Annotated in this window: 30 protein-coding genes; 4 read left to right on the top strand and 26 right to left on the bottom strand. The window is 40.5% G+C overall.

The genetic code is table 11. From position 1 onward, the window contains the following. Nucleotides 1-5: 5 nt before the first annotated feature. From V1497_RS09985 to V1497_RS09960, 6 genes are read right to left on the bottom strand one after another with little or no spacing between them, the layout of a single operon-like run. Nucleotides 6-1,442 (bottom strand): dihydrolipoyl dehydrogenase family protein, encoded by a 1,437-nt coding sequence (locus tag V1497_RS09985; RefSeq protein WP_349407416.1) that lies wholly within the window; start codon nucleotides 1,440-1,442, stop codon nucleotides 6-8. Then, nucleotides 1,426-2,109, bottom strand: coding sequence for a TVP38/TMEM64 family protein (locus V1497_RS09980; RefSeq protein ID WP_349407415.1), 684 nt, complete (start codon nucleotides 2,107-2,109; stop codon nucleotides 1,426-1,428). Before V1497_RS09980 ends, V1497_RS09985 begins: the two co-directional genes overlap by 17 nt. Further along, complete coding sequence (locus V1497_RS09975) at nucleotides 2,093-3,100, bottom strand: ABC transporter ATP-binding protein (RefSeq protein ID WP_349407414.1); 1,008 nt, start codon at nucleotides 3,098-3,100, stop codon at nucleotides 2,093-2,095. Before V1497_RS09975 ends, V1497_RS09980 begins: the two co-directional genes overlap by 17 nt. Before the next feature lie 19 nt (nucleotides 3,101-3,119). Beyond that, the gene (locus V1497_RS09970; RefSeq protein WP_349407413.1) at nucleotides 3,120-3,914 is read right to left on the bottom strand and encodes an ABC transporter permease; all 795 of its coding nucleotides are present in this window, start codon (nucleotides 3,912-3,914) and stop codon (nucleotides 3,120-3,122) included. A 2-nt stretch (nucleotides 3,915-3,916) separates the two neighbouring features. Next, nucleotides 3,917-4,783: an ABC transporter permease gene (locus V1497_RS09965; RefSeq protein ID WP_349407412.1), complete on the bottom strand. Its 867-nt coding sequence runs from the start codon at nucleotides 4,781-4,783 to the stop codon at nucleotides 3,917-3,919. Then, nucleotides 4,764-6,002 (bottom strand): ABC transporter substrate-binding protein, encoded by a 1,239-nt coding sequence (locus V1497_RS09960; protein ID WP_349407411.1) that lies wholly within the window; start codon nucleotides 6,000-6,002, stop codon nucleotides 4,764-4,766. Before V1497_RS09960 ends, V1497_RS09965 begins: the two co-directional genes overlap by 20 nt. A gap of 187 nt (nucleotides 6,003-6,189) precedes the next feature. Here V1497_RS09960 and V1497_RS09955 point away from each other — a divergent pair, with 187 nt between their 5' ends. Continuing rightward, nucleotides 6,190-6,774, top strand: a complete 585-nt coding sequence (locus tag V1497_RS09955) for a CDP-alcohol phosphatidyltransferase family protein (protein WP_349407410.1) — start codon at nucleotides 6,190-6,192, stop codon at nucleotides 6,772-6,774. Nucleotides 6,775-6,805: 31 nt separating this feature from the next. Here the strand turns inward: V1497_RS09955 and V1497_RS09950 are convergent, their stop codons facing one another. From V1497_RS09950 to V1497_RS09935, 4 genes are all read right to left on the bottom strand, one after another. Further along, nucleotides 6,806-7,333: a peroxidase-related enzyme gene (locus V1497_RS09950; protein WP_349407409.1), complete on the bottom strand. Its 528-nt coding sequence runs from the start codon at nucleotides 7,331-7,333 to the stop codon at nucleotides 6,806-6,808. A 28-nt stretch (nucleotides 7,334-7,361) separates the two neighbouring features. Next, entirely contained in the window at nucleotides 7,362-7,904 is a 543-nt protein-coding gene (locus V1497_RS09945; RefSeq protein WP_349407408.1) for a metal-dependent hydrolase, read from the bottom strand. 100 nt (nucleotides 7,905-8,004) lie between these two features. Further along, complete coding sequence (locus V1497_RS09940; RefSeq protein ID WP_349407407.1) at nucleotides 8,005-8,613, bottom strand: alpha/beta hydrolase; 609 nt, start codon at nucleotides 8,611-8,613, stop codon at nucleotides 8,005-8,007. Between the two features lie 15 nt (nucleotides 8,614-8,628). Then, the gene (locus V1497_RS09935) at nucleotides 8,629-9,603 is read right to left on the bottom strand and encodes a ring-cleaving dioxygenase (protein ID WP_349407406.1); all 975 of its coding nucleotides are present in this window, start codon (nucleotides 9,601-9,603) and stop codon (nucleotides 8,629-8,631) included. Nucleotides 9,604-9,751: 148 nt separating this feature from the next. Between V1497_RS09935 and V1497_RS09930 the strand changes: the two genes are divergently transcribed. Further along, nucleotides 9,752-10,198, top strand: a complete 447-nt coding sequence (locus tag V1497_RS09930; RefSeq protein ID WP_349407405.1) for an OsmC family protein — start codon at nucleotides 9,752-9,754, stop codon at nucleotides 10,196-10,198. Here the strand turns inward: V1497_RS09930 and V1497_RS09925 are convergent. From V1497_RS09925 to V1497_RS09865, 13 genes are all read right to left on the bottom strand, one after another. After that, nucleotides 10,185-11,015, bottom strand: coding sequence for a hypothetical protein (locus V1497_RS09925; RefSeq protein ID WP_349407404.1), 831 nt, complete (start codon nucleotides 11,013-11,015; stop codon nucleotides 10,185-10,187). The genes V1497_RS09930 and V1497_RS09925 overlap by 14 nt on opposite strands. Nucleotides 11,016-11,094: 79 nt before the next feature. Beyond that, a complete protein-coding gene (locus tag V1497_RS09920; RefSeq protein WP_349407403.1) occupies nucleotides 11,095-12,423 on the bottom strand; it encodes a D-alanyl-D-alanine carboxypeptidase family protein in 1,329 nt (442 codons plus the stop codon). Nucleotides 12,424-12,438: 15 nt separating this feature from the next. Beyond that, nucleotides 12,439-13,125, bottom strand: coding sequence for a hypothetical protein (locus V1497_RS09915; protein WP_349407402.1), 687 nt, complete (start codon nucleotides 13,123-13,125; stop codon nucleotides 12,439-12,441). Next, nucleotides 13,126-13,671, bottom strand: coding sequence for a sigma-70 family RNA polymerase sigma factor (locus V1497_RS09910; protein WP_349407401.1), 546 nt, complete (start codon nucleotides 13,669-13,671; stop codon nucleotides 13,126-13,128). Between the two features lie 165 nt (nucleotides 13,672-13,836). Then, entirely contained in the window at nucleotides 13,837-14,343 is a 507-nt protein-coding gene (locus tag V1497_RS09905; RefSeq protein WP_349407400.1) for a hypothetical protein, read from the bottom strand. Nucleotides 14,344-14,494: 151 nt separating this feature from the next. Further along, nucleotides 14,495-15,655: an acyl-CoA dehydrogenase family protein gene (locus V1497_RS09900; protein ID WP_349407399.1), complete on the bottom strand. Its 1,161-nt coding sequence runs from the start codon at nucleotides 15,653-15,655 to the stop codon at nucleotides 14,495-14,497. Nucleotides 15,656-15,757: 102 nt separating this feature from the next. Then, complete coding sequence (locus tag V1497_RS09895) at nucleotides 15,758-15,961, bottom strand: hypothetical protein (RefSeq protein ID WP_349407398.1); 204 nt, start codon at nucleotides 15,959-15,961, stop codon at nucleotides 15,758-15,760. A gap of 112 nt (nucleotides 15,962-16,073) precedes the next feature. Then, nucleotides 16,074-16,241: a hypothetical protein gene (locus V1497_RS09890; RefSeq protein ID WP_349407397.1), complete on the bottom strand. Its 168-nt coding sequence runs from the start codon at nucleotides 16,239-16,241 to the stop codon at nucleotides 16,074-16,076. A 208-nt stretch (nucleotides 16,242-16,449) separates the two neighbouring features. Then, a complete protein-coding gene (locus V1497_RS09885; protein WP_349407396.1) occupies nucleotides 16,450-17,100 on the bottom strand; it encodes a methanogen output domain 1-containing protein in 651 nt (216 codons plus the stop codon). Nucleotides 17,101-17,241: 141 nt separating this feature from the next. Further along, nucleotides 17,242-18,657, bottom strand: coding sequence for a sodium:alanine symporter family protein (locus V1497_RS09880; RefSeq protein ID WP_349407395.1), 1,416 nt, complete (start codon nucleotides 18,655-18,657; stop codon nucleotides 17,242-17,244). A 236-nt stretch (nucleotides 18,658-18,893) separates the two neighbouring features. Then, a complete protein-coding gene (locus V1497_RS09875; protein WP_349407394.1) occupies nucleotides 18,894-19,430 on the bottom strand; it encodes a DinB family protein in 537 nt (178 codons plus the stop codon). 93 nt (nucleotides 19,431-19,523) lie between these two features. Further along, nucleotides 19,524-19,958 carry a DUF4395 domain-containing protein gene (locus V1497_RS09870; protein ID WP_349407393.1) on the bottom strand — a complete coding sequence of 145 codons (435 nt, stop codon included), beginning with the start codon at nucleotides 19,956-19,958 and terminating at the stop codon, nucleotides 19,524-19,526. Between the two features lie 98 nt (nucleotides 19,959-20,056). Beyond that, nucleotides 20,057-22,255 (bottom strand): beta-propeller domain-containing protein, encoded by a 2,199-nt coding sequence (locus V1497_RS09865; protein ID WP_349407392.1) that lies wholly within the window; start codon nucleotides 22,253-22,255, stop codon nucleotides 20,057-20,059. Between the two features lie 131 nt (nucleotides 22,256-22,386). Between V1497_RS09865 and proC the strand changes: the two genes are divergently transcribed. Next, on the top strand, nucleotides 22,387-23,196 hold the full coding sequence (proC, locus tag V1497_RS09860; RefSeq protein ID WP_349407391.1) for a pyrroline-5-carboxylate reductase: 810 nt from the start codon (nucleotides 22,387-22,389) through the stop codon (nucleotides 23,194-23,196). Nucleotides 23,197-23,253: 57 nt separating this feature from the next. Here the strand turns inward: proC and V1497_RS09855 are convergent, their stop codons facing one another. Next, nucleotides 23,254-23,445 carry a hypothetical protein gene (locus tag V1497_RS09855; protein ID WP_349407390.1) on the bottom strand — a complete coding sequence of 64 codons (192 nt, stop codon included), beginning with the start codon at nucleotides 23,443-23,445 and terminating at the stop codon, nucleotides 23,254-23,256. A 209-nt stretch (nucleotides 23,446-23,654) separates the two neighbouring features. On the opposite strand from V1497_RS09855, the gene V1497_RS09850 reads away from it, so the two are divergent. Then, on the top strand, nucleotides 23,655-24,161 hold the full coding sequence (locus V1497_RS09850; protein ID WP_349407389.1) for a DoxX family protein: 507 nt from the start codon (nucleotides 23,655-23,657) through the stop codon (nucleotides 24,159-24,161). Between the two features lie 76 nt (nucleotides 24,162-24,237). Here V1497_RS09850 and V1497_RS09845 read toward each other — a convergent pair whose 3' ends face one another. Beyond that, nucleotides 24,238-25,128 (bottom strand): DUF3307 domain-containing protein, encoded by an 891-nt coding sequence (locus tag V1497_RS09845; protein WP_349407388.1) that lies wholly within the window; start codon nucleotides 25,126-25,128, stop codon nucleotides 24,238-24,240. Next, nucleotides 25,121-25,831: a SatD family protein gene (locus V1497_RS09840; protein ID WP_349407387.1), complete on the bottom strand. Its 711-nt coding sequence runs from the start codon at nucleotides 25,829-25,831 to the stop codon at nucleotides 25,121-25,123. The genes V1497_RS09845 and V1497_RS09840 overlap by 8 nt, the downstream gene beginning before the upstream one ends. Nucleotides 25,832-25,866: the final 35 nt, after the last annotated feature.

The raw sequence follows: 25,866 nt of genomic DNA, 5'->3' as shown, positions 1-25,866 counted from the left end.
TTCTTTTATCTGAAATACTGTATATACTTCTCTGTTACCTTTGGTAGGACACCTTCAAACAGTTTCTCTCTCCAATACTGGTTTGCTGTATTTTCTAGTATTGCACCGTGTGTCGGATACGGATGGATGACATTTGAAAGGTCTCCGATTTTATGCCCTTGAGTCTTTGCAAATACAATCTCTTGCATCCAATCACCGGCATTCCGTCCTACCGCATGGGCGCCAAGTATTTCCCCTTTTTGAGTCGTAATGACTTTCACTAGACCAACTTCATCCCTGTCAGTAGCGAAGCGATCGACCTCTTTATTTTCCACTTTAAAAACTTTTATTGAATCCCCGTACTTGTCCATGGCTTCTTTTTCCGTCATTCCAAGATGATAAACCTCTGGATCGGTATACGTGACCCAAGGAAGGTTATCATAATTGATCTTCCCCTTAAATCCGATCAGGGCATTCCGTACAACTAGTTTACCCTCCATTCCTGCCGCATGGGTGAAGGGGTATTTCCCATTGGTATCCCCTACTGCAAAAATATTCGGAACTGTGGTCTGCAAGTGGTCATTTACGACGACGTGGCCTTTATCAAGTTTGACTCCGATCTCTTCAAGTCCAAGGTTGTCTGTATTTGGTTTTCGACCAGTTGCAATTAGTATGTCGTCCGCTTCGAGATCGAAGGTATTCCCTTCTTTTTCAATGGTAAGGAGCTTTGTCCCATTTTCCGTCATACGTACACTTTTCGCCATCGAATTGAAGGTGAAATGAAGCTCTTTTTGGAGTTCGTTCGTGATGATTGGAATCATTTCTTCGTCTTCACGCCCGAATAAAGTTTCGGATGTTTCGACAACCGTAACGTCCGATCCGAATCGTGCAAGGGATTGAGCCATTTCGAGTCCTATGGCGCCACCTCCGATGACAACGAGCCGTTTTGGCAATTCTTTCAAGTTGAATATCGTTTCGTTCGTGAGGTAATCGACTTCTTCAATCCCCTCGATCGGTGGGATGAAAGGTCTGGATCCAGTAGCAATAACGAACCGTTTTCCTTTTAAAATCTTCCCATTATCCAATTTAAGCTGTTCGGGATTAACGAAACGGCCTGTACGTTCCGAAAAGATATCCACACCTAACGATTCGAACCGTTCATGGCTGTCATGATGCTGAAGACCTGAAATTGCTGCCTTGACTCGTTCCATTGCGACTGTTATATCTGGTTGACCATTTATTTTTAAACCGAATTCTTCCGCTGCCTTTTGAGCGGTATAGACTTCTTTTGCGCTTTTGATGAGTGCTTTTGAAGGTACACAGCCATAATGGAGGCAATCTCCACCGAGCAGCTCATTCTTTTCAATCAGAGCAACCTGAGCTCCGAGGCTCGCTGCACCTGCTGCGACGGTCAGTCCTCCAGCACCTCCTCCAATAACAATCAAATCATATGGTCTCATCATCAAGCACTCCTTCCTTGACTTCTTGTCTCTTCACCCATTTGTTCCTGACCCACATCGGAATCAAGGATAATGCTGCGAACACGATGACGGCAAAGAGGATGATTTTCGGGTCTCCTGACACCAAACTACTACCGAGAAAGTTGTAAGCGAACGTACCAGGAATAATCCCTATTAATGTTCCCAGAAAGAAGTCTCTGAAACGGACCTTTGAAACTCCGGCGGTATAGCTAATCAAATCGAAGTTGAACAAAGGGATGAACCTGAACAAGAGAACGTAGAAAAATCCATTTTTCTCTAGTTGAGACTGGATCGCCCGTCCTTTCCCTTTCCATTCTTTATTCGCAATATTTTTTCCGAGTTTCCGAGCGACGATGAAGGATAATATCGCCCCTGCTGTGGCTCCGAGTACCGTGTAAATCGTACCGAACAACGGACCGAATGCCAGTCCACCAGTGATAGATAGGACTGAAGCAGGAAAGAAAATCAATGGCCGGACGGTATATAAAATCATATAGATGAGCGGCGCAAAAACGCCGAAACCGATGATCCAATCTCGAATTTCATTAGCATTCAAATCCAATTGAGTGGTACTGAACCAGATGGCAAAAAGAATAAAAGCAGAAATCAATGTCCATTTTACCCATTTGTTGTTAAGCAAGGTTTTCATTGTCCTTCTCTCCCCCTTCCGTTGTTAGTTCATTAAAGTAATGAATGCTTTCCTCCGTATAATTCAACAAAATTGGATCTCCCTTTGAGAAATGATAATTCGTTGAAGGGAGGCTTATCATCTGATTTATCTTAGGGATGTAGATATGATAGATTGTTTGCCCATATTCCAGGCTTGAATTCTTAACTACCCCTTCTAGTTGAAACTCCGATTTGCCGGTTATTGAAGGCTTGACGCTTAATGCACGTGTTGGGATGAATCCATTTTCAACTAATAGACCATCTGAAAAGAATCGCGCAACAAACGAGTTAACAGGTTTTAAAGAAAGATTGATAGGGTCACCGATTTGTTGAATGCTGCCTTTTCCCATCACTGCCAAACGATTGCCCATGAATGACGCCTCTTCAATATCATGAGTGATGAAAAGAGCAGTTACCCCTTCTTCCAAGAGAACGTTTCTCACGTACTGCCTTAACTCAAGACGAAGGGACTGATCTAGACTACTGAATGGTTCATCCAATAGAAGTAAATCAGGTTTTGTGACAAGAGCTCTGGCTAATGCGACACGTTGCTGCTGGCCCCCGGATAGTTCATAAGGGAACTTCTTAAGATGATCTTCCATTTCCACTTTTTCAAGCATTTCAAGAGCACATCGAATACGTGCCTTTTTTGGTATTTTTTTCATTTTTAATCCGTACGTTACGTTTTCCAATACATTCATGTGTGGAAAAAGGAGTGAATCCTGAAACATAAGGACGATTGTTCGTTGTTCCGTACCATGTGCTGACCGTTCAGTATTTTCCATTTTAATAGTGCCCTCATGATCCTCAAGACCAGCAATACACCTGAGCAATGTCGATTTTCCACATCCGGAAGGTCCTACTACACTTAAGATTTCACCCTTTTTTATCGATAGAGAGATATCGTTCAAGACGATCTTTTGGTCGCTATATCTTTTTGTAATGTTTTGCAATTCAATGAAATTCTTCATAAATCCGATATCCTTTCCATCAAGGTTGTCTGATCATCGTTGTTATGCTTTTGCAAACCAATTCGATTCCAAACCAAAACAGGATTGGCAACACAGCAAACAATAAGGTGAAAGCAGCCATGATCGATTGGTCAGCGCTGTTGAAATAAGGGTAATAAATCATCGGTAGTGTTGTGATGATACCTCCTCCAATTATTGCGGTCAAAGCATACTGGCTGAGTGTGATGACGACTGTGAGTACAATCGCACTTCGTATACTCGGCATCAACATCGGTACAGTGATCGTCCAAAATTGTTTGAACCGGCTCGCGCCCAATACGGTCGCTTGTTCGTACCAACGTGTTCCGATACGTTCATAACCTGTTCGCAAGATTCGAATTGCATAAGGAACCGCAGGTAATAAATGAACAATGACAACACCGATAATCGTGTCTGCGAGATTGAGTCGAATCATCGTTAAATGTATGCCCATCACAATGAATAGCAAAGGGATTAATAATGGGAGCATAAGGACCGTCTCAATGACGGTTTTCCCTTTAAATTGTTCAAAAGCGAGTGCTCTAGCAGCTGGCATACTGATGATCATCGTCAACATGACGACCGCACCAGTAATGATCATCGAATAGGTTAATGCTTGTAAAAGATTCGGATCACGAAATACGCCTTGCCATGCTCTTAACCCAAATTGTTGAGGAATGATGTCAGGCCATTTCCATCGGAATGATATACTTTGCAGCATAACGAGTATAACAGGTCCTACTGTCAGGATAACTGCGGAAACCATCAACGATTTTTTCAATAGATTCCTAAGCATGGTTAACTTCCTCTCATCAAACGGTGTCGGTATTTTTGAGTGGTTGAATAGATGAGAATGGTAAACGAAATGATGATGAGTGTCACAACGACCATTGCTGCAAACGCGAGTGGTCTTTGTTCCCAGTTCCCTTCGAAAAACCATTCAAAAGCTAACACGGGTGTCATCTGAGGGAACGTTACACCTAACAAATATGGGACTTCGAACGCCGCAAAGATGAACGCAAACAAGATGATCGCAATTTCGATAATCGTCGGCCAAAGAAATGGCCACTGTGCTGTTAAAAATTCATTCCGTTTCTTCCCCCCTAACGTACGAACGACGTCTTTCAATCTGCTATCCATCTGGACATAGACGGGTAACAGCATCAGGACGACGAAGGGGATCTCCTTCCATACATACGTTAAGATGATGCCGATTCCCATCGAGTCGTTTACCAGGTTTGGGAATTCCTCAAGTCCTGAAATGAAACCAGCCTTATAAGACAGCCCTGATATCCAGCCGCTATCTGAAAATAAAAGGACAATCAAATAACCTGCTGCGAAGTGTGGGAAAAGCATCGGTACCCAAATGATTGCTTTCCACCGGTCCTTAACAAGATAGGGGAAAAGAAAATGTGTGATACCAAAACCGATCATCAAAGCGATCAGAGTTGAAATGAGCGTAATATAAAAGGTATACCAAAGCGACGTCCAAAATGTACTTTCCACGAACAGGAATCGATATGCTTCATTCGACCATGAAAGGTCCATTTGCAGGCTTTCCAAAATTCCATTGATTACTCCATATCCAAGCAGTCCAGCAATCATTAGAAATGCTGGTGCAATGTGCAAGTAAGGACGCACCTTTTTATTTCTTAACAACTTCATTCAGCCAATGCTCCTTGATCCAATCAATATACGTAGAATTCAATTCAGGTAAATAAGCTTCTTCTAGCTCATTGGTTGAAAGGACCGCCTTTCCACGGTCAAGAGCTTGTAAATCGGATTGAAGATCATCAGGTAATCTTTCAGTATCCAGGACCATTCCTTCGCCCCACATGGAAGGATCCATTTTAGCCAATTGTGCATCAGGTGATTCCATGAAATTGATGGCAACCATAGCACCAGCAGGATTTGGACTGTTGAATGGTATACTCAAGTAATGGGTGTTGCCGATTGACCCCACATCCAATACATACGATTTCGTCGTCTCAGGGAAAACCCCATCCTTAATCAAGCCTTCACCTCGGGCTTCATTGAAACCGAACGTGAACCACACTTCTCCTTTACTATACAGTTGGTCTAACTGAGTCAACGATTCCGGATAGGTCTTTCCTTTTCTCCATAAATTCGGTGAAATTTCCTTTAGATAGTCCCAGAATGCGTCATCCTTTGCATCAAGCCAAGAGGGATCTCCTTTTTCGTTAAGCATCTTGTCCTTCCCGGTTTTTTCGTATAAAACGTGTCTAAGGAATGCATTTCCAGTGAAGTCTTTTGGGTTAGGATAAGTGAATTTGCCAGGATTTTTTTCTGCGAATGCTTTTAATTCTTCTGTGTTTTTCGGTGGATTTTCAACCTTTGCCGCATCATACCACATGACGAACTGTACATTTCCCCAAGGTGCTTCCATGCCCTCGATTTCCGTACCCATATCTGATTTTGTGAAATTTTTATTCGGGTCGATGTATTTCTTGTTATTCGGAAGCTTTGATGCGAATGAGCCAATCAATAACCCATTCTCTTTTGCGTTTTTGAAATTCTCCCCATTGATCCATATGATGTCAATCGTACCTTCAGCTTTACCTGCCTTCTTTTCGGTTTGAAGCTTTTGGATGAATTCATTTGTGTCCATAGGACGTCTTTTCAACGTAACACCATATTCTTCTTTCAGCCTTGGGGCTACCCAGTCATCAATATAACGGTTGATGCCATTATCCCCGCCCCACATGAAAAGGTTGACTGTCGAACCTTCGGCTTCTTTTTCTATTTGGTTCCACTCTTTATCGAGTACTTCCGAGGTTTGTCCTTCACCATTACTACTGCTGGAATTACAAGCAGCCAGACCCATTGATAAAAGAATGATGAATGCTGTAAGTTTAAACTTCATTTGTCTTCTGAACCTCCAACTCCTATTTGATTTTTCAAACTCGTCTAATGTAAGTATAATAGTTATCTGCAGATATTTATGTAAGTAATCTTACAATGTCGATGTAAGGTGCATTACTGTAACTCTGCCCAAATATGGTTACACTTAGTACGATACGTCAAGTTCTATTATTAAAGGTGGTTGAATTATGCTAGATACTCATGCAAGGAAATATGTGCAGCCCTTGATTGAAAAAACAGCTGATCTTTTTTTAAACAAAGGTCTAAGTGCAAATCAGGTGACCTATTTAGGCTTTTTCGTTGGGGTATCAACAGGTTTATTGGTGTATTTCGGGCATCCCGTGCTCGCCGTCGTCATTCTTTGGCTATCCGGTTTCTTGGATGCCGTTGACGGAACAATGGCTCGTAAGACAAAACCATCATCCTGGGGAACCTTATTAGATATTACGTTTGACCGCCTTGTTGAAATCAGTGTAATCCTAGGTTTGGCCTTCCGTTTTCAGGAATCGATGTGGGCACTGCTATTGCTTAGTGTGTCGATTATCTTTGCCATGACGGTATTTCTGACAGTTGGTGCACTATCTGAGAAAAATGGGGTCAAGTCTTTTTATTACCAAGCTGGCTTAGCCGAACGAACGGAGGGGTTCATCCTTTTATCGGTAATGATCCTATTCTCTAAATACTTGACCGTGCTCACCCTTATCTTCCTTGCCATTGAATTGTTCACGACGTTTCAAAGGTTATTCGAAGCCCGTAAACTACTGAAGGGTTGACGTATTATCGTCAACCCTTTCCAAGTTGATATTACTTCTCCAACTCAACGCCAAGTCCTTCAGCCATTCGGTTTACAAAGTTAAAGTACGAAGTAATCTGACAAATATCAAGAATTTCTTGATCTGTACAACCAAGCTGCCGCAATGTATGTACATCTTCATCCACAACGCTGGATGGTTTTTCAGTTAATTTCACTGCATAATCCAAGATTGCTCGTTCTTTCTTAGAAAGATCGGCATCCCGATAATCCTCTTTCATTTGCTGAACAAATCGTTCATCTTTCACAAGCAGATGGAGCGCCGCCCCATGATGTTCCATTCAATAGAAACATTCATTGGTTGTAGAGACGACTGTTGCAATCATTTCACGCAGGCGTCTAGGTAATGGTGATTTCCCAAACATGATGACGCGATAATAATCCAAGTGTGCTTCCAAAGATTTCGGATTCAAAGACTGGACCCGAAGGATGTTTGCCATGCGACCATTGAAACGATCATACAATTCTTTCATTTTACCTTCAGCTTGTTCATAGTCAATTACTTCAATCCTAGCAGACATATGATATGACCTCCTTTTCAATAGTTTATCAGATCTCCTTCCTTTTCTTCGATTTTTTGATCTTCACCCGTTCAACAATCAAATAAAAGATAGCTGCTACGAAGAAAACGGAATGGATGATACTGAACTCCCTCCCATAGAAATCCGGATCCCAATATGAAATCGGTCCTCGAACGATGTATTCATTTAATGGATAAAGGATTGGAACAGCATCACGAACATGTGTGAACAAATCGATGATGATATGCCCAAACCAACCATACAGAACAGCCTTCCAGGGAGAGAGCTTCCATTTCGACAGCATGATGGTAATGATCATCAATACGATCCAAACAATGATGGAATGTCCGAGCTGTCTCAAAACGATGACGATCGGGTGATCGAACATCTGATGGACAATGCTATGTAAATCAAAGGTATCTTCTTCTAAGGGGTAGCGAATGGCCATATACAGGAACATGATGTAGTAGATGATATCCGGTAATATACTTCCGAAGACATAGTATTTTACGAGGTGTTTTTGTTTACGGAAAAAGAAATAGGTCCAAAAGCCATGATGGATCGTATTCATTTCTCCACCTCCTTTAATCCTATCTTGTTCTAGTAAATCATCGATTACGTTAGATTACTGTAAGATAGAATACATAAAAGGAGGATGATTTCTCATCCTCCTAATGAAAATTCTTTTCGTACCATTCCCTTGCTTTCTCAACCTCTTCTCTCGTCAATTGGTGTCCACTATTCGTCCAAAACTCTTCCACTTTACCTCCTGCTCCTTTTAACACTTCTGCCAGTTCTTTTGTTTCATTCATTGGAATAAGTGGATCATTTTCACCTGCACCAATGAAAACCGGGGTTTCTTTTAATGGAGGTAATGTTACACCCTTTAATGGTACCATTGCATGAAAGAGAATGGCGCCTTTCAACGCATCTTCATAGTGATACAAAAGGCTCCCCGCAATATTTGCACCGTTCGAATAACCGATCGCGATCAGCTGATCACGGTCAAACTCGTATCGTTCTGACATTTCTCCGATAAAATTGTATAGCTCCTCGGTCCGGAACTTCAGGTCTTCTTCATCAAAAACACCTTCACGAATTCGTTTGAAGAACCGGGGCATGCCATTTTCACTCACATTCCCTCTCACTCCGAGTACAGAAGCTTTGGGAGCAATTATATCGGCTAGAGGTAACAAATCCTTTTCATTACCGCCAGTACCATGTAAAAGCAGTAAGGTTGGGCCATGCTTCTCTTTACCTGCAATATAGATGTGTTCCAAATAATTTCCTCCTCGTTATTCTTTCGTATCGAGTGGTTTCAACTTTTCCTCAATTTCTTTTCGGTCTTTCTCAAAATAAGGTGGTAGTGCCAGGCTCTCTCCTAATGTTTCAAAAGGTTCATCCCCTTCAAAACCAGGTCCATCGGTTGCCAGTTCAAATAGAACGCCATTCGGTTCCCTGAAGTACAAGGATTTGAAATAATACCGTTCAACAAAGCCTGAATTAGGAATCCTTAATTCTTTAATATAATCGACCCACTTATGAAGTTCCTCTTCATTCTCTACACGGAAGGCAACATGGTGGACGCTCCCACGTCCCGGTCTCTCTGGAGGGAGGTCCGTTCTTTCCATTAGATGTACCTCTGCTCCTGTACCGCCCTCTCCGGTCTCATATACGTCAACATTCCGATTTTGTGTATCATAGCTGTTCTTTTTATTGAAACCAAGAACATTCAATAGTATTTGTTCGGTTTTTTCTAGTTTTGGTATGGTAATGAATACGGGGCCAAGCCCGACGATCCCAAACTCTTCTGGAACAGGACTCTTTTCCCAGGGCTTCCCACCTTTTACACCTGTGTTGGTTTCATCTGAAACAAACATGAGGCGTTGACCTTCAAAGTCCCTGAAAGGTAAAGCCAATCTTCCATTTACATGACTGATTTCATCATGATCTACTTCAAATTCGATAAACCGTTTCTTCCAATAGTTTATCGCTGCATCAGATGGAACTCTTAAGGAAGAAGTTGAAATGCTGCTTGTACCGTAATATGTCTGGCCAGCCATCGGAATTTCAAAAAAGGTGAGGTCTGTACCGGGATTGCCTCTTTCATCAGCATAGAAAAGGTGATAGACGGAAGGATCGTCTTGATTGATCGTTTTCTTTACGAGACGCATTCCCAATATTTTTGTATAAAACTGATAATTTCTTTTTGCATCTCCTGTTATAGCAGAGACATGATGGATCCCTTTCAATGACCTCTTATCGCTCATGTCCAACACTCCAATCTTGTTTTACTAACAAATAGTAAGTGAAACTTTACTTTATAGTATACCATATAAAAACCGATATGAAACATTTGTGCTTGTGGGTTAATAAACATAAAATAGTCTTTAGAAATAGGAATAGGGGGGTTAAATAATGGCACAGCATCGCTTTCTTTTGAAGGCTGAATGGCCAGGACTTAGAAATGACATTGGTGAAATTGAAACAGCAAATTTGAAAACGAAAGTTTCAATCCCTACCGAAATGGATGGACCAGGTGTTGGTACGAATCCAGACGAGATGTTGCTTGGAGCGGCAGCGACTTGTTATATCATTACGCTTGCAGCCATGCTAGAGCGAGGTAAAATCGAAAAAACGTCTTTGTCCATGGAATCGGAAGGAATTGTCGATGTAACGAATCAGGTAATTACATATAAAGAAATCATTCATCGCCCGAGACTGGTATTGAACGAAACCGATTCGGATAAGGCGTATAAGAAGGCACTGAAGCTTATTGAAAAAGCGGAACAATCTTGCATGATATCAAGGGCAGTTAAAGGTAATGTAAATGTAACTGTTGAACCGATCATCAAGTATGAATAAGCTCTTTCGCCCATTGGAGAACGCTTTCATCTGATTCCACGACAAATTCTTGTCCTCGGGCGACTGATTGAAAATAGCCTTCCTTCCAGCTTGAGGGTTTATGATAGCTGATCGACCGGTCCTTGAAGATGTCAGGAAGGTCCCAACAAGACTTGTTCATTCCTTGCTTCGTCAAAACACGTCGTTCATGAAAATTAAATGTTCCATATCCGGGTGTATTTTCACACCAGTTCAAGGAATCTCTAGCAACATAGATGGTATTTCTCTCTTTTTCACGTTTCTGGGGAGTCACATGTGGGTGATCACTCATCCATTTTGGTATGTTAAATGCTGAATCGACTTTATGAATTTCACCGATTTGTAAGTATCCATAGATGATATGTCTGCCCTTTTTATCTTGGGGATCGAAAAGGATTCGATCTCCTTTAACGATTGTATTACGGAACCATCCAAAGAAAAGGAATAGGTCGCCCTCTTCTACCCCTTGATTTTCAAGGTGACGTTGAGCGGCTCCACTTTGTCCGAACACCCCTTTCCATCCCTTCTCTCTTTTAAGCGTATTCGCATCAAGATCCGGGTCAAGATGACATGTAATCGTTTCATCGAGCTCTTTCCAATTATTCTTTAGTTTGATCGTGTTATTAATTGATTTCATGTAGTCAAAATAGTTTTTTTCTCTTGATGTAAGGTGATGGTAGGACACAAGGGAATCAGGATCTGGTATCGGGAGTGACAATAAGGTGCCATCCTCCAAAATTGGACTTGGGTAACCACTAGATGAAGAATCGAATCCTTTTCGGCTTATTATGACCTTCATCCTTTTCACCTCTCTTCCTTCGTGTGTATGTGATAAATAAAGGGTGATTCACTTTTATGAATCACCCTTTACTCCAATCTTATTGTACACCTAGATACTCTTCAAGTGTAATGTTCTGGGAATCAATGTATTTGGCTGCTTCCTTACCAACGTATCTTAAATGCCACGGTTCAAAATCATAACCCGTAATGGACGACTTTCCCCTAGGGTAACGGATGATGAAGCCATAATCACTAGCGTGCTTCTCAACCCATTGTCCTTCTTTCGTTTGACTGAACGATTGTACAAGCCGGTAATCAACTGCTGGTGACGTGACATCCATGGCGAGGCCGGTTTGATGTTCACTTTCTCCAGGTTCTGCGCTCACACGGTTTGCCTTTTCTTTACTGCCGTACCGCTCAACATTCGCCGCAAAAATGGCTTCCTGTCGTTCATAGGAACGGTAACCGGATTGAGCATAAAGATTCAATCCTTGGCTGTTCGCATCCTGAAACATTTTATCTAATGCAGCTGCAGCCTCTGCGCGCATTTGTTTCTTTGGTAGGTCCTCTTTAAATGGAAAAGGCACAGGTGCTTCAATGAGATCATGAGGAACGTATCCTTCAGGTAAATGATATTTCTTGTTAACGACAACAAGGAGGTCATCCGGGTCATCTACCACTTTTGGAGATTGTTCTGTTGGTTGTTGTTGCTTCTCTTGTTGTGGGTCTTCCTTTTGGTTTGAATCCTTGTTATCATTCTTTTTTTCAACTGGTTTCTTCTTTTCCGTTTCTTTATTTCTATCATTTTGCTCTGTTTCTTTCTTATCATTTGATTCCTCAGAATCATCTTTCCTTGCAACATTGTTATCTTGTGATTTCTCGTCCTTTTCTGATTGCAGATTCCGCTCTTGGATTTTCCACGTTTCGTTGTCATAGATATAGGTAATCGTTAATTCATATTCTCCGAGCAGTTCATTCTCTGAGCTTTGGACAATCTTGTATTTTCGTTCTGAGAGGTTTTCTGTTTGATAGGATTCATTCGTATCCAACCATACAAGGGATTCTTTTTGCTGCAAAAATAAGCCTTGTCCATTCTCTTTGTAGAACCGTTCCACATAAGTGTCTGCCAATGATTTCACTAGAATGTCTTCAAGATAGACAGAAAGGGCATCTTTCGTATCAAATCTTTCCACATTATCATTTTCATTTGTTTCCTGAATCAATTTATCTCTAAGGTCCGCCTCAAGCATGGCCACATCAGGTGATCCATCAGGTTTTGACTCTTGGTATTGATGATCTTCTTTCTCTTTACGCTCTTCATTTTTTACTTCGTCTTGGTTCTTTTGCTCGTCAGTACCAGCTTGTTCTTGGTTACACCCTCCTAGAACAATCAGCATTGAAAAAAGTAGTACCGACAAAACCTTCATTTCTAATGCCTCCTTTTAATTTTCTAGATAGTCAACATCATACTTCGTAATCATCCATTTATCTGAGATGTATTCGAATGTAACATGGATTGCATAACGACCATTCAAATTGTTTTCTTGTTCCTGGTCTATGGAATAGACTTTTTCATCCACTCTTTCTAATGTCATAAGTTTGAAGTTGATTTTTGGCATGCCATGTAAGGTTTCCAGATGTAGTTTCCCATTTTCTTCATGATAAAAATGGTCCATCCAATAGCTTGTGACCTCTTCAGAAGCTATCGTTTGCATTTGCTTTATCATCTCTTCCTTCGTGTTGTATTGTTTGACGTAATGTTTCTCATCAACTTCCGGGAAAAACTTTTCATAAAATGTGTTCAATATCATTTTTGCTTTATCGTCAGTCAACTTAATATCTCTTTTCTCATCCTGAACGTCTTCCTGTTCAATATGGTTTTTAGATGGCTGGTTTTCATGTTTGCCACCGGATTCGGATGTTAATGATTCATAACCGATTGTACCTACGAGCACCAGTAAGATGGACAATGCGGCAAAGCTTAATGATTTATTGAACAAAAAGGATGGTTTTTCTTTACGCGGTGTCATTCCTTTTATCTTTTGGAAGGTTTCCCGCTTCTTTTGTTCAGAGAAATGTATTTTGTTTAAGGATGATTGTTTTTTCAACTCACGAAGGTGTTTTTTCATTTATGCGTCATTCCTTTTTTCCCAGTACTCTTCTAGAATGTTCCGAGCTCTCCTCAATCTTGTTCGGATGGATGTTTCCTTCAGGTTCAATAATTGGCTGATTTCTTTGGTTGAGAGTTCTTGGAAATAATGAAGAATTATCACTTCTCGATATTTGATAGGCAGCTGCAATACATAAGAGGTTAGTTCATCGTGCTCGTCTCGTTTCGTTATCTGGTCTTCTGGAGAGGTTCGAGTTTTCGGTTCTTTAAAAACGGGTAGCTCAAATTGGATATACTTCTTCCAGCCACTTTTCAGGTGATCCTTACATTTGTTTATCGTAATCCGATTGAGCCATGTTTTAAGCGAAGACTTCCCTTTGAATGAGTCGATCTTCATATAACATTTTAGAAAAACCTCTTGCGTAATGTCCTCAGCCTTAGCTAAATCTTTAACATAGGAATAAGCCAATCGAGTGATTTGCGTACCATATTCATTCATGAGTTCAGATAAGACTTCTTCTTTATTCAATTGTCTTTCCCTATATCGATTAAGTAAGCTGTCCAAATTTACAACCACCCTTTTTACCTTCCACTTAATTAGACGACTAACTTGTATAAACAATTCAAAAACCACTTTATTTTTATATACCCAATTAATTGGAAATTAAAAAAGGATTGATGACAACGATTTGACCTGTAATGGTCAAAAGCTATCAATCAATCCTTATAATCAGTCACTATGATTCCATATAATCTTTCCACTCTTGGCATCGTAGTCGACTTCCACTTGGAAATTGTGTTTTTCATAAAAGTGGATGAGGCGATCCAGATGGTTCCAATCTCTCTCCGCAATATCACCTGTAATATATGGAATATTCCTTTCCCTCGCTAAATCCTTCAAGTAGCTCATACAAATCGATCCATAGCCTTTATCTTCTGGCCCCTTGATATCCCCTATATGAATTCGGTCATGATCAGGGCGATACGTTTGGAGAGAGAAATCCCATACCCCTTTAAAGGCATCCTCACAATCATTCAACATGATCGAACAACGATTCTTTTCCTCTGATTTATAGACAATGACTAAATTATCTTCCTTCGTCTGGTCAATTCCTAATACATCCCATTTCTTTGCAATACGTTTCATATCTTCCTGCATTCGGAATACCTGGAATTCCAGTTGTTCCAAATCGCGTGTATCTTCCTGGAAATAGGATTGTCGCAGTGCAGTAGACATTCGAATCCCCCTTATTTGCAGAAAGGTTTTGTACCTTCGATTGTGCTAAACTCATACGAATTACCCATACACAATTGTCCATTCTACAATACGAAAGGTGAAAATTCAAATCATGATAAAAACCGGTTCTGAAATGAACCGGTTCTTGTATTTAATCATCAAGGGCTCTTTTTGAAAGTGTTTGGAGCACCGCATCATCCATTGGGGGATTGTGTAAGCCTGCCCTGACATCTCGATAAAATCGTTCAAAATCAGCTGTTTTGGAAAGCCCATGCCCACCTGCAATTCTCATCGCCAGATCGACCACTTTATTCGCTGCGTTCGTCGCCTGTGTTTTCACTGCTGCAAGATCTGGTCCAAGCTCTGTTCTATACTCAGGGTTTTGATCCCATTTATCAGCAACAGCATACATGAAATACTGAGCATTTAACAACTCCAAGTCCATTCTCCCGATTTTATCTTGGATATGATGGACCTCTGAGATTGGTTTATTCAAGCTATTAGGCTGATAGTGTTTTGCAAATTGAATCGCTTCATTTCGAGCGGCGATGGCGATACCTAAATAACAGGCTGGGATATGTAGCAGCCAACCCTTCGGCACTGTCTTTCTTTCTTGCTTTTTCTCAACATGTCGTGAACTCGGGATAATGACATCTTTTAATAGGAGATCATCACTGCCAGTCCCTCTCATTCCCAAGGTGTCCCACGTATGTTTAATGGAAACCCCATTTTGTTCTCGCTCCACGATGAACCATCCGATATCATCTTCTTCTTGAATAAAAGCGGATACGATGAAATAATCCAATACTTCAGCCATGGTCGTAAATGATTTTCTTCCATTGAGAATATATCCAGACTTCGTTTTAGTTGCTGTTGTTTCTGGTATTCCCCCACGTGTTGGACTACCTGTTGCTGGCTCTGTAGCTGCACGATTGATAAGTTTTTGATGTTCCTTAATCTCTCGGCCCATCCATTCGAATGTTTTCTCTTCCCATAATTGTTCATCCCGAATCTCCATGATGATCCCGAGATGCCAACCTATCGAAAGAGCCACAGAAGGATCACCTTCAGCAAGCTTTTGTTGCAGAAGTACAAATTCATACAATGAAAGTTCTTCTCCGCCCATAGATTTAGGCAATGTAAGCGAGTGATAATCCATCTCTTTCAAATCTTTTAAATTCTCGTTTGAAAATTTACCTATCCGATCCGTTTCCGATGCTCTCGTTTTGATCCTTGTCGCCAACTGATCCGCTTTTTCAAACAATTCATTTTGTCTTTTTGATTTTATAAATGGTTTGTATAAATTCCACATGTTCAGACCACTCCAACGTTTATGGATACATAAAGCTTACTAAACCTGTCAGAATTTATCCAACCCTTACGCTTTTTAGAAGTTTAAAGTGGGGAACCCTGATTAATTCGCTGCTTCTTTCAAGAAATTTCGCTTTAACAGATACCTTAAATGTTGTACGGGCATAGACCCATACCCCTGTTCTTCGCCTAATGAAAAAGAAACGACACTTCTGAAGTGCGAAGTGATTCTGAGTGTTCGGGCTGAATTGAAATTAAGAGAAGAAGGATCCAGAATTTCATAAACGGTACCATCTTTAAGATTCATAAATGGTCACTCCTATGGTTTTTAGTTTTTAATCCTATTTTTCACCAAAGGAGATTTCTTTATGAACAAAAAAAATCTTTGGATCAATTCATCCAAAAGATTTCAAAGGGTTTCATTTTTTTATTGCCTGTTGTCGTTCTTTGTCCGCCCCTTCTTTATAGGCCATTTCCAGATACATCGCGACCAACTGACGAATCTTCGGTTCAACCCCGAGAACCTCCATATGATTCATACATTGCTTCATAGAAGTACTCTTAGGATCCGTGACCATTATGACCAAACGACTCCCCTCCATCCCTAGAATACAGACAATCCCAAAGTCAGACAAAAAACTAAGGCAATCATCCACTAGAATGACTTGTATTATCATTCAGTATGAAGGTTTTTCTCGGATATTGATACCCCTTCGTCGAAAGTTCTTATCGTTCGACAAAAACACCTCTCAAATGGGTGTTACACGTATTGGTCGTGTTGACTAGCCTGATGCTTCATTGTTTTACCGTGCGATTTCGAAGCCGGTCCACTTCACCCTTCATTTTTTCAAGCTCCTCCAACAAGGTCAATACCATTTCATCGCTCTTTTGCAATTCTTCATTAAGGTACATGATGGTTTCCTCTTCCCATATAAAAGGATTGCCATGCGTAGGAGTGATAGGGATGTCCGCATACTCAATTCCTTCTTCGACATCGGTAGGCTTAAAGTAAATGGCAACCTCACAGCCACTGTCCCCGGTTGCGATTCGTTTCCTCAAATTTACTTTGCCAAACCCAAAACGACGTGCGGCAATTCCACCGAAAACACTTGATGTCATCATACAAAGATGAGGGGCATCTTTTACAACTTCTCCGAATGGACAATCTTTCGCCTTCACAATTACATGATCATCATGTACTTCATCGATCTGAAAGTGCCCGCCGATTGAATTCTTTAAATCTACAATGACCTCAGCATACCTGTCCACTGACCAAACTTCATCCTGTCCACTATAAAAGGATTCAATCCATTCTCCCGTTTTGATTCCAATTTGTTTAATATATTCTTCAGCATGTTTCCCAACTGTACGACCATGAAGATGGGCATATTGCGTTATAAGTTTGGACAGAAAGATTGTTCCTGTTAGCTTTGGTTGTGTATTCAAATGAACCTTCCTCTCAAACTTTATTGGTAAGTCTATTATACAGAAAATTAAGAAAATTTAATAGGTCCTTACTAAAGTTTTTAATATAAAAGTCTTTTATCCAAAAAAGAGGCAGGCTCAATGCCTGCCTCTTCATACAGATTATCCTGCAATATCCTTCTTCTTACCTGCATCCGCACCCCAACACTCTGTATTAGGAATGCCAAGCTTCTGCGGATCAAATGTTGGATCTTTTCCTTCCTTACGCTGCATTTCATAGTCCTTAAGAACTTTGAAAGCGACTTTACCGAGCAAGGCAATCCCAATCAAGTTAATCAAGGTCATTAATGCCATGAACAAGTCAGCTAGACTCCAAACAAACGCAAGTGGGAGCGTTGCACCGACCATGACCATTCCCATTGTTGCTAATCGGTAAACGAAAATGGCTGGTTTGCTTTCCTTGATGAATTCAATGTTCGTTTCACCATAGTAGTAGCTTCCGATAATCGAACTGAAAGCGAATAAGAAGATTGCTACCGCAATGAAGATTGTAGCTGCGTTACCTACATGATCCCCTAATGAATCTTGAAGTAATTGAATTCCTGCTACATCACCTGTTTGGTAAATACCTGACATCAAGATGATGAAGGCTGTTGCAGAACACACAATCAACGTATCAAGGTATACACCTAACGTCTGGATGAAACCTTGCTTAGCTGGGTGGGAAATACTTGCAGTCGCTGCTGCGTTCGGTGCACTACCCATACCAGCTTCGTTTGAGAATAGTCCACGTTTAACACCATTCATGATTGCGGCACCGATTCCACCACCGATTGCCTGTTCTAAACCAAATGCACTCTTCACAATCAACATAAACATTGCTGGAATTTGTCCAATATTCAGGACTAGTACAACAATCGCAAGGATGATATAAAGTACTGCCATAATCGGAACGACTACAGAAGATACATTTGCGATACGGTGTACTCCACCGAAAATGACCAATCCTGTAAGAACTGTAACGACGATACCAACTACAGTCCCATTCATGTTAAATGCGTTTTCATATGCAGCTGAAATTGTGTTACTTTGTACCGAGTTAAAAATAAGTCCGAAAGTCAAAGCAATGAGTACTGCAAAAATAATTCCAAGCCATCTTTTCCCGAGGCCTTTTTCGATGTAGTAAGCAGGACCTCCACGGAATGCTTTTTTATCCTTGATTTTGTAAACCTGAGCAAGTGTACTCTCTACAAAACTTGTTGCTCCACCTACTAAAGCTACGATCCACATCCAGAATACAGCCCCTGGACCACCAAGTCCAATTGCTACAGCAACCCCTGCAAGGTTACCTGTTCCGATACGTGTAGCTGCTCCGATACAGAAAGATTTGAAAGAAGAGATACTCTTTCCATCTGTAATCGTTGATTTTTCAAATAGTACTCTTGTCATTTCGCCAAGGTAACGGAACTGTACGAATCTTGTTGCTACTGTGAAGTACACTCCCAAACCAAGTAATGCGGCGATAAGGACATAACCCCATAAATACGTATTAAGAAAACCTACAATTTCTTCTAACACGATACCTAACCCCTTTTCCCTTTTTTTGTTTTTTCTGAATTTTTAACTTAAATATAATTATAGGTATATGATTTTTTGTTTGCAACAATTTTCTGCATATTCTTACATTTCGGAGGCCGAAATAACAGCGATAAACCCTTATAAATCAACACTTTCTTACATGTTTATTCGTTCGGAGAGAATTTTTTGTAACAGTGAGAAATGTGGTGTTTTATGGAAAAAAGCGGGATGTATTACTAGTCTCTTTTAGCTTCTGATAGAATTCGTAAATACGCCTTCCAGGGTCCCACATCCTCTTGATATCGTTTTGCCATTACTCGTGAAATTTGACTGATGTGATCCAAGTCATGAACAACCCAAGTGGATAGAAGCTGGTGCAAGGTCACTTCTCCAAAAGCCGGGTGTATCCCTTTCAATTTCAGATCCGTTTCAGGTGTAATGAGGGATTCGAGTTTTTCAATGTTATGCATACGTAATGCTCTGAACTCTTCGAGGAGTTCAGTCAAAGTCCGGTTGCTGTTCCGTTTAAGGTGCTCAAAACGATCAAATGTCCGAAAGTTTAGGTTTTCCCCTTGTTCATGGATGATTGAAACGCGTTCAAGCCAATCCTTCCTCTCCCCATCATTTAGATGACCGACAACATCAAAGCTGCCCCATGTACCTTCTCCTTCATTACATCGGGTCCAAGAATCAGGCAATCCTTCAAGCATCGACGATAAAACAGCAGGTGTGCGTCTCAAGATTTCTAGAGCTTCATGGAATTCAAACTGCATCCTTCTCCTCCTCTTACTCGTTTTCTTAATTTTACATGAAATCGTACAACGGAAAATAAAAAAGAGATTGACCATTGGTCAACCTCTTTCCTACTATAATGAATTTTTCTGAGATCTCCGATATTGGAATTGACTCCAATTGTAGCGGATGTAACAGCCGATACAAAAGCCGAGAATAGCAATGAATGTAGCCATTGCGAGCATGATGGTCGTTATCCAGAAGACAGCAAGGAAATTAAAATGTGCACTGAGGAGCGCTAACCCTAATAATATCGTTGCAATCCATTGATTGAACTGTTGTTGTTTTCGATCTTCTAACACATACTTGTTTGGAGGGTCTTTTAAAAACAGTTTAGCGATCTTCATGACAGGATTTACATTGAACAACAATGCCATAACACCGGATAGAAGTGGAAGAATTAATATAAGGCTGATCCCTGTAATCCAAGTAATCACAACAGATAATAGGATGAACCATTGGTTTATTCGAACAAGGGGACGAGGAATTGTTTCTTGTTTATGTGACACACAAATCCGACCTTTCGCATCAGAATATATGATTATCATAAACATATTCCATCCATTTGTGAAGTGTGCGCATTTACTTTGTTAAAATAATAGTATATTCATCCTTTTGAATCGGTCAAAATCCATTTCGTCAAGTCGACTTCACCAGTCTTTTCAAAAGTGGTAATATCATGTGTGGTGATTTTGCTGTTCGAAATGCTATAAAGCTGCCCTTCAATATAAACCATTCTTCTGATTTCATTCAGCCACAGATATTCAGTGGAAACCTTGTCTGTATGACTGATTTTTGCTGCCAAAGAAAACCCTTCTCCAGGTGAAACCCGATAAACAAGTCCTCCCTGGAAGTTAATATGATAAGAAGGTTCAGAATGTGGTGCATCATTATAAATGAATACAGGAAATGCCATTATCTGATGATCTTTCAAATAGAGCATCGCTTTATGATCATGATTCAGAGGAGAGTATGTTCCTCTGCCCCCGATAATTTCAGTGAAACGCTCTTTCGGGTGTTGCATATCACGCACGTCGAACATCGAGATTTTCACACCAGCTGTTTGCACTAGTGGCTCACCACCAGAAGAATTCTCGACAAGCTTTGTATTTTGACCGAATCCAATGATGTAATTCTCATCGATTGGATGCAGGTAATTACTGAAACCAGGTATTTTAAGCTCTCCTTTTACGACTGGGTTCTTCGGATCACTTGCATCAATGACGAATAGAGGATCAACTTGTTTGAAGGTCACAATATAAATCCGATTCTTCATAAATCGTGCAGAATAGATCCTCTCTCCTTCTGCAAGCCCTTTGATGCTTCCTAATAGATGGAGGTTTTCATCGTAAATGAAAAGATGATTAGCTGATCGTTCTTCCTCATTCCATACTGATCCGCTTGTTGTTGTTATTCGAAAATTCCCTTCGTATTCGTCCATGGAAAATTGATTCAATATTCTGCCCTCTACCTCAACGGTCGTATCAAAAGTGACAACTCCTTCATCGATCTTCAACTTGTATATGTTTGTATTTACATGAATCGGTCCAGCCATATCAGCCTGTATTTCAGGATAAATTGGTAGGGCAATGTAGAGATTCTCGTGTGACATGTATAGGCTCATTCCCCCACCTAAAAATGTCTCCACTTTCATCGGCTCGTTCAACTTATCCATATTTAAAGAGGTGACCATCGTGTAATTCGTTTCGCTCGATTGAGGGAAGTAGTGGATATCATCATAATCGATGAATTGTGCGTTTTTAGATCCTGCAGTATCTCGAATACGAGGCCGGAGATCCTTATCCGATGATTCCTTCTCCATCGAGTACAACCAATTTGGGTGGTACTGTGTAATGAGGTAAACATGATTTTTTGATCTACGTGCCGATACAAAATACCCTTCTGTTTCAACCTCACGTTCAAGGGTGACATTTCCATGATCTTTTATATTGTAAACCTTCACTTTTACTGAGTGGTTCATAGGCATGATTTTTGAGAGGCTTTCGTTCTCTCGTCCATCCTCAGCAAATTCCTGATATTGATGACCGATGACAATCAAATGGTTTTTATACAAAAGTAGTTCGTGTGGAGAGAATTGTTCATCTTCATATTGAAGAGTCGTCATCACTTTCATTTTATTGACGGGAGCTGCTTTTGTGATGATCACATTGTTTTCGGCAATCTGATAAATGAATGATCCGTCATTCTTAATGAAATCGGGTTCATCGATCCCCTTGACTTGGTTATTGGTTTTTGAGTACTGTTGCGGACCTGCATTGTTTTGACCAGCTGCATCACTGGATTCAGCAGTCGCTTGTTCATCAACATGAAAACGGGGATGGTCCCTTTGTTGTTTTTGCATCACACGTGTAAAATAGGATTCCAATTTTTGTTTGGAACCAATTACAGGCAAGGTTTTCTTCACGATGAACGGAAGTGTTTTCCCACTCGATAATTTCTCTCCATCTTGAGAAAGAACTCTGTCTTTTATATGAAGCGTATAGGGTTCAGAAGCCATACCATACCCATCTTCAGGGGGCTGGACGTTCACAGAATGCCCATCACGATCAATGGAAAGAGTAATCGACTGCTTCTCACCTTCACTATTTTCTACATAAATCGTATGAGATGTAATCGTTGAAACATCTATTTTATCTGAAAAAATAACATTCCATGTCTTGTTCTGCATCACGACTTGTTCCTCATCCCACTCATTCATTACCTCGAATTCGGGCCGTTGTAGCCCCACCGTAAACAGTGCCAACAGAATGCCCATTCCGATCATCATCCACCATTTTTTCTTCATGACAATCCCCCTTTCCCCTTTTGACGTTCAAGACCAACATTTCGTTACACAATAGGAATGAATCGCTTTCAAAAAGAAAAGAGTTTTGATAACGTTAAAGAATGGCTATATTGGGAAAGGATTGATGAGAAATGGCCAACTATAATCTGTTGATGATTGGTGCTGGACGTATGGCAGAAGCGATCGTATCCGGTCTGAGGAATAAAGAAGAAACTGCATTTAACTCGATTACGGTGTCTAACAAATCAGATCAGGAACGACTATCAAAACTAAAGACAAAATATCAAGTTCATACTACGAGCGATTGGAAATCAGTCGTACATAAGAGTGATGTCATCATCCTCGCTGCACCTCCATCAGCTCATGAAGCACTCTTCTCAGAACTTTCTAACCATCTTGATAAACAACTTATCATAACTGTTGCAGCCGGAATTGATCCATCTACAATGGAAGTACATTTACCTGAAGATACTCCAGTATGTTGGTTCATGCCCAATACGGCTGCGTTGATTGGAAAATCAATGACCACCTTCGCATGTGGGAAAAGCATTGAACACCATCATCGGAAGATTATTGAACATATCCTTTCTTCCATTGGTGAGTATGAAGAATTGACTGAACAGCAAGTTCACGACTTAACTGCCGTTACTGGAAGTGCACCTGCATTTCTTTATCTTGTTACAGAAGCACTCCAAGAGACCGCAAAGGAATATGGATTAACGAACGAACAAGCGAAAAGGCTTGTAACAAAAATGATCAGTGGATCAGCCGCCATGCTTGAGACCGGGACCAATGCTGATGAACTAAGAGCTCAGGTCACCACACCAGGAGGATCAACCGCTGCTGGCGTAAGTGTCCTTGAGGAACAAAGCTTGAAGAAAATCATAAAAGATGCAATTATCGCGACGAATGAACACGCCCGTAAAAGTACGAAAGAATAACAAGAAAAAGAGGCTGACCCAAAAGGTCAGCCTCATTATATTTCATCCTTAACCTGCTTAAAAACGATCTTTGTTTCTCTCGATTTGTTTATTGAGTGCATCAGCAGTCTTATCTACTGCATTCATAGCAGCACTCTCAGTTGCTTCAACAGCGTTTTGTACACTATCAAATGCTGTATCAGCGCCATCTTTAATTGTCTTCGCAGTTCTTTCCACTGCACGCTGTCCGTCATTCCGTTTATGACTCATATCAGATCCTCCTTTGTTTAAATCACTTCATTAATTAGGTTTTTACCAATTATAAAATTTATACATCCCCTTCCTTTCCGTTAATTTCCTTTTTAGTGTGCGTTTTGTCATGATTATGGGATTCCGTATTGTCTTTTAATCAAGTCAATCCTATAATGTGCATATAATCCAAAATGTTGCATTAGGTAAACAAATAGTCTGGAGGTAAAATGATGATCAACTTTTTAAGGACGAATAAAGGAGCCAGATACGTTCTTACTTTGATACGTATCTATCTAGGTTTTGTTTGGTTACAAGCCAGTTGGGGTAAGATCACGGGTTCATTTGATGCTACAGGTTATTTGAAAGGAGCACTATCGAAAGCAGAAGGTGAACACCCTGCTGTCCAATCATGGTGGGCGAATTTCATTGAACACGTCGCCTTACCGAATGTGTCCATCATTAACTTCCTCGTACCGTGGGGAGAGTTTTTAGTAGGCGTTGCACTCATCCTTGGGGTGTTCACGACCTTTTCCGTATTAATGGGTTTGATAATGAACTTTTCATATATTTTTTCTGGTTCAGCTGGTCAAAATCCGAGCATGATTATTCTAGGCTTCCTGATTATAGTTGCTGGATCCAACGCAGCCGTTTTGGGATTGGACCGTTGGATATTCCGTCATACGAATCAGGACGAAGTAAAATCACAAGCTAAAAAGCCTGCTCTTCATCATTAATCAGGCTATGAAAAATGAAACAGACACCTTTCTAGGTGTCTGTTTTTAACTTTACTTGTTATCCGGCTGGTAAGAATCAAATCACCCTTACTACAGCATATCCAAGTAAAATTGCAATGCCGGCACTCAGTAAGCTACCGATCAAATAATATTCGGCAAAATCCTTACTTTCAAATTGCTTGAATCTCGTCAATGATTTAACGGCAATAAGGAACGTCATCCCATGAGGAATCCCTTGAACAATGAAGACAATTATGAGGACTCGTTCAATCATACCGATATATCGACCGATTTTTTGTGGAGAATCCTTATAGAATTGTTCTGTTCTGATCGTCGTTACTTCATTCACTTCTTCCCCTTTCTCGTTGAAAGAGGATTTTATTTCTGTCTTTTCATCTGTAATGCTGTACATGTCCTTATGCAGTGTTGGGTTCGGCCCTAAATTCCTTAGAAGGATTCCTAATAAATATCCAGCTCCTTCTGTTCCAAGGATAAGAAATATCCCGATTAATAGAAGCTTAGAAAGGTTGGATACTTCGACTCCATCAAATAAGAAGGTCATACTGATCTCAAAATATTCAGACCATGGAATGGACAGCAGTCCTGTCACGTTGAAGAACAAGATAATAAAGAAAACGTGAAGAACTTGGTCAAGAAGAAATAATGTCGCTGAATATGTCACACTGCGTTCTTGCGAGAGGAGGTACTCCTTTAACCAATCCATAAGATAATGACTAATCAGAACAAGTACGATCGTTATGGAAATTTGACTGATAAGGATCATACCGCCCTGCGTGAGGAAAATGAATAAGATAGCCCCGACGGAAGTCAGAAGGAAATGGACAAGAATATGTAGCCCCAAGCCTTTATGCTTTTTGTTTTTTTTCAGTTCAATCATACGGTTCGTTTGAAATAGAAAATCAGCTGCAAAATGGGTGAAAAGAAATAAAAATAGGAGTTCATGCATCGTTTTGTCCCCCCTTCCTCCTCTCTGTTTGCAGGTTTCTCAATAAATCAGTCAAGCCCTTCTCCATCTCATTGACGATGTGGAATTGAGCCCTGGATAGCAAGTAGGATACCGTTGATTTAGCTGATTTATATCCGAGCTCTTTTCCGATTTGTTCATAAGTGGCATCTGGCTTTTTCTTCACAAGAGAAATCACTTCGTTTTGTTTGTCACTTCGTTTCTCTTTTTTCTCTTGAATGGCAAAATGGAGGGCATTCAAAGCTTGATAAGGGTACCCCTTCCCATAAAAGAACAAGGAACTCTCCTTTTCATCTAGAATCCAATGTTTTGAATCCGGGTGTTTTTCTTTCAAAAAACGATCTCTAGCATCGAACGCATTCAAAATTGCTGACCCATTCATCGTGTGGATCGTAGGATTGGATGTTTCCAACTCGCCAAGCCCCAACCCGATATATAACGTGATGTTGGATTTCTGAAGGATGGATTTCATCGTAACCGCGATCTCATAACTTTTTTTAAAAGACTTCACTACTCCAATCAATTCATCTCCATTACGGATGTCGAAATCAACCAATAGATCTTCCTTATAAGTATCATTCAGAGACTTGATGCAAGACATTAACGATTCCAGCAGCTCTGTCTTATTCTTTTTCCGTGAGTCTTTCACATCAGAAGCAATACATACACACGATTGCATCACCATTCGGTCACCTCCTGGTCGCTGTAAATCTAACAACC

Source organism: Pseudalkalibacillus sp. SCS-8, from assembly GCF_040126055.1.
Lineage (GTDB): Bacteria > Bacillota > Bacilli > Bacillales > Fictibacillaceae > Pseudalkalibacillus > Pseudalkalibacillus nanhaiensis.
Note: the sequence above shows the minus strand (reverse complement) of the source record. Positions and strands in the feature narration are given on the sequence as shown.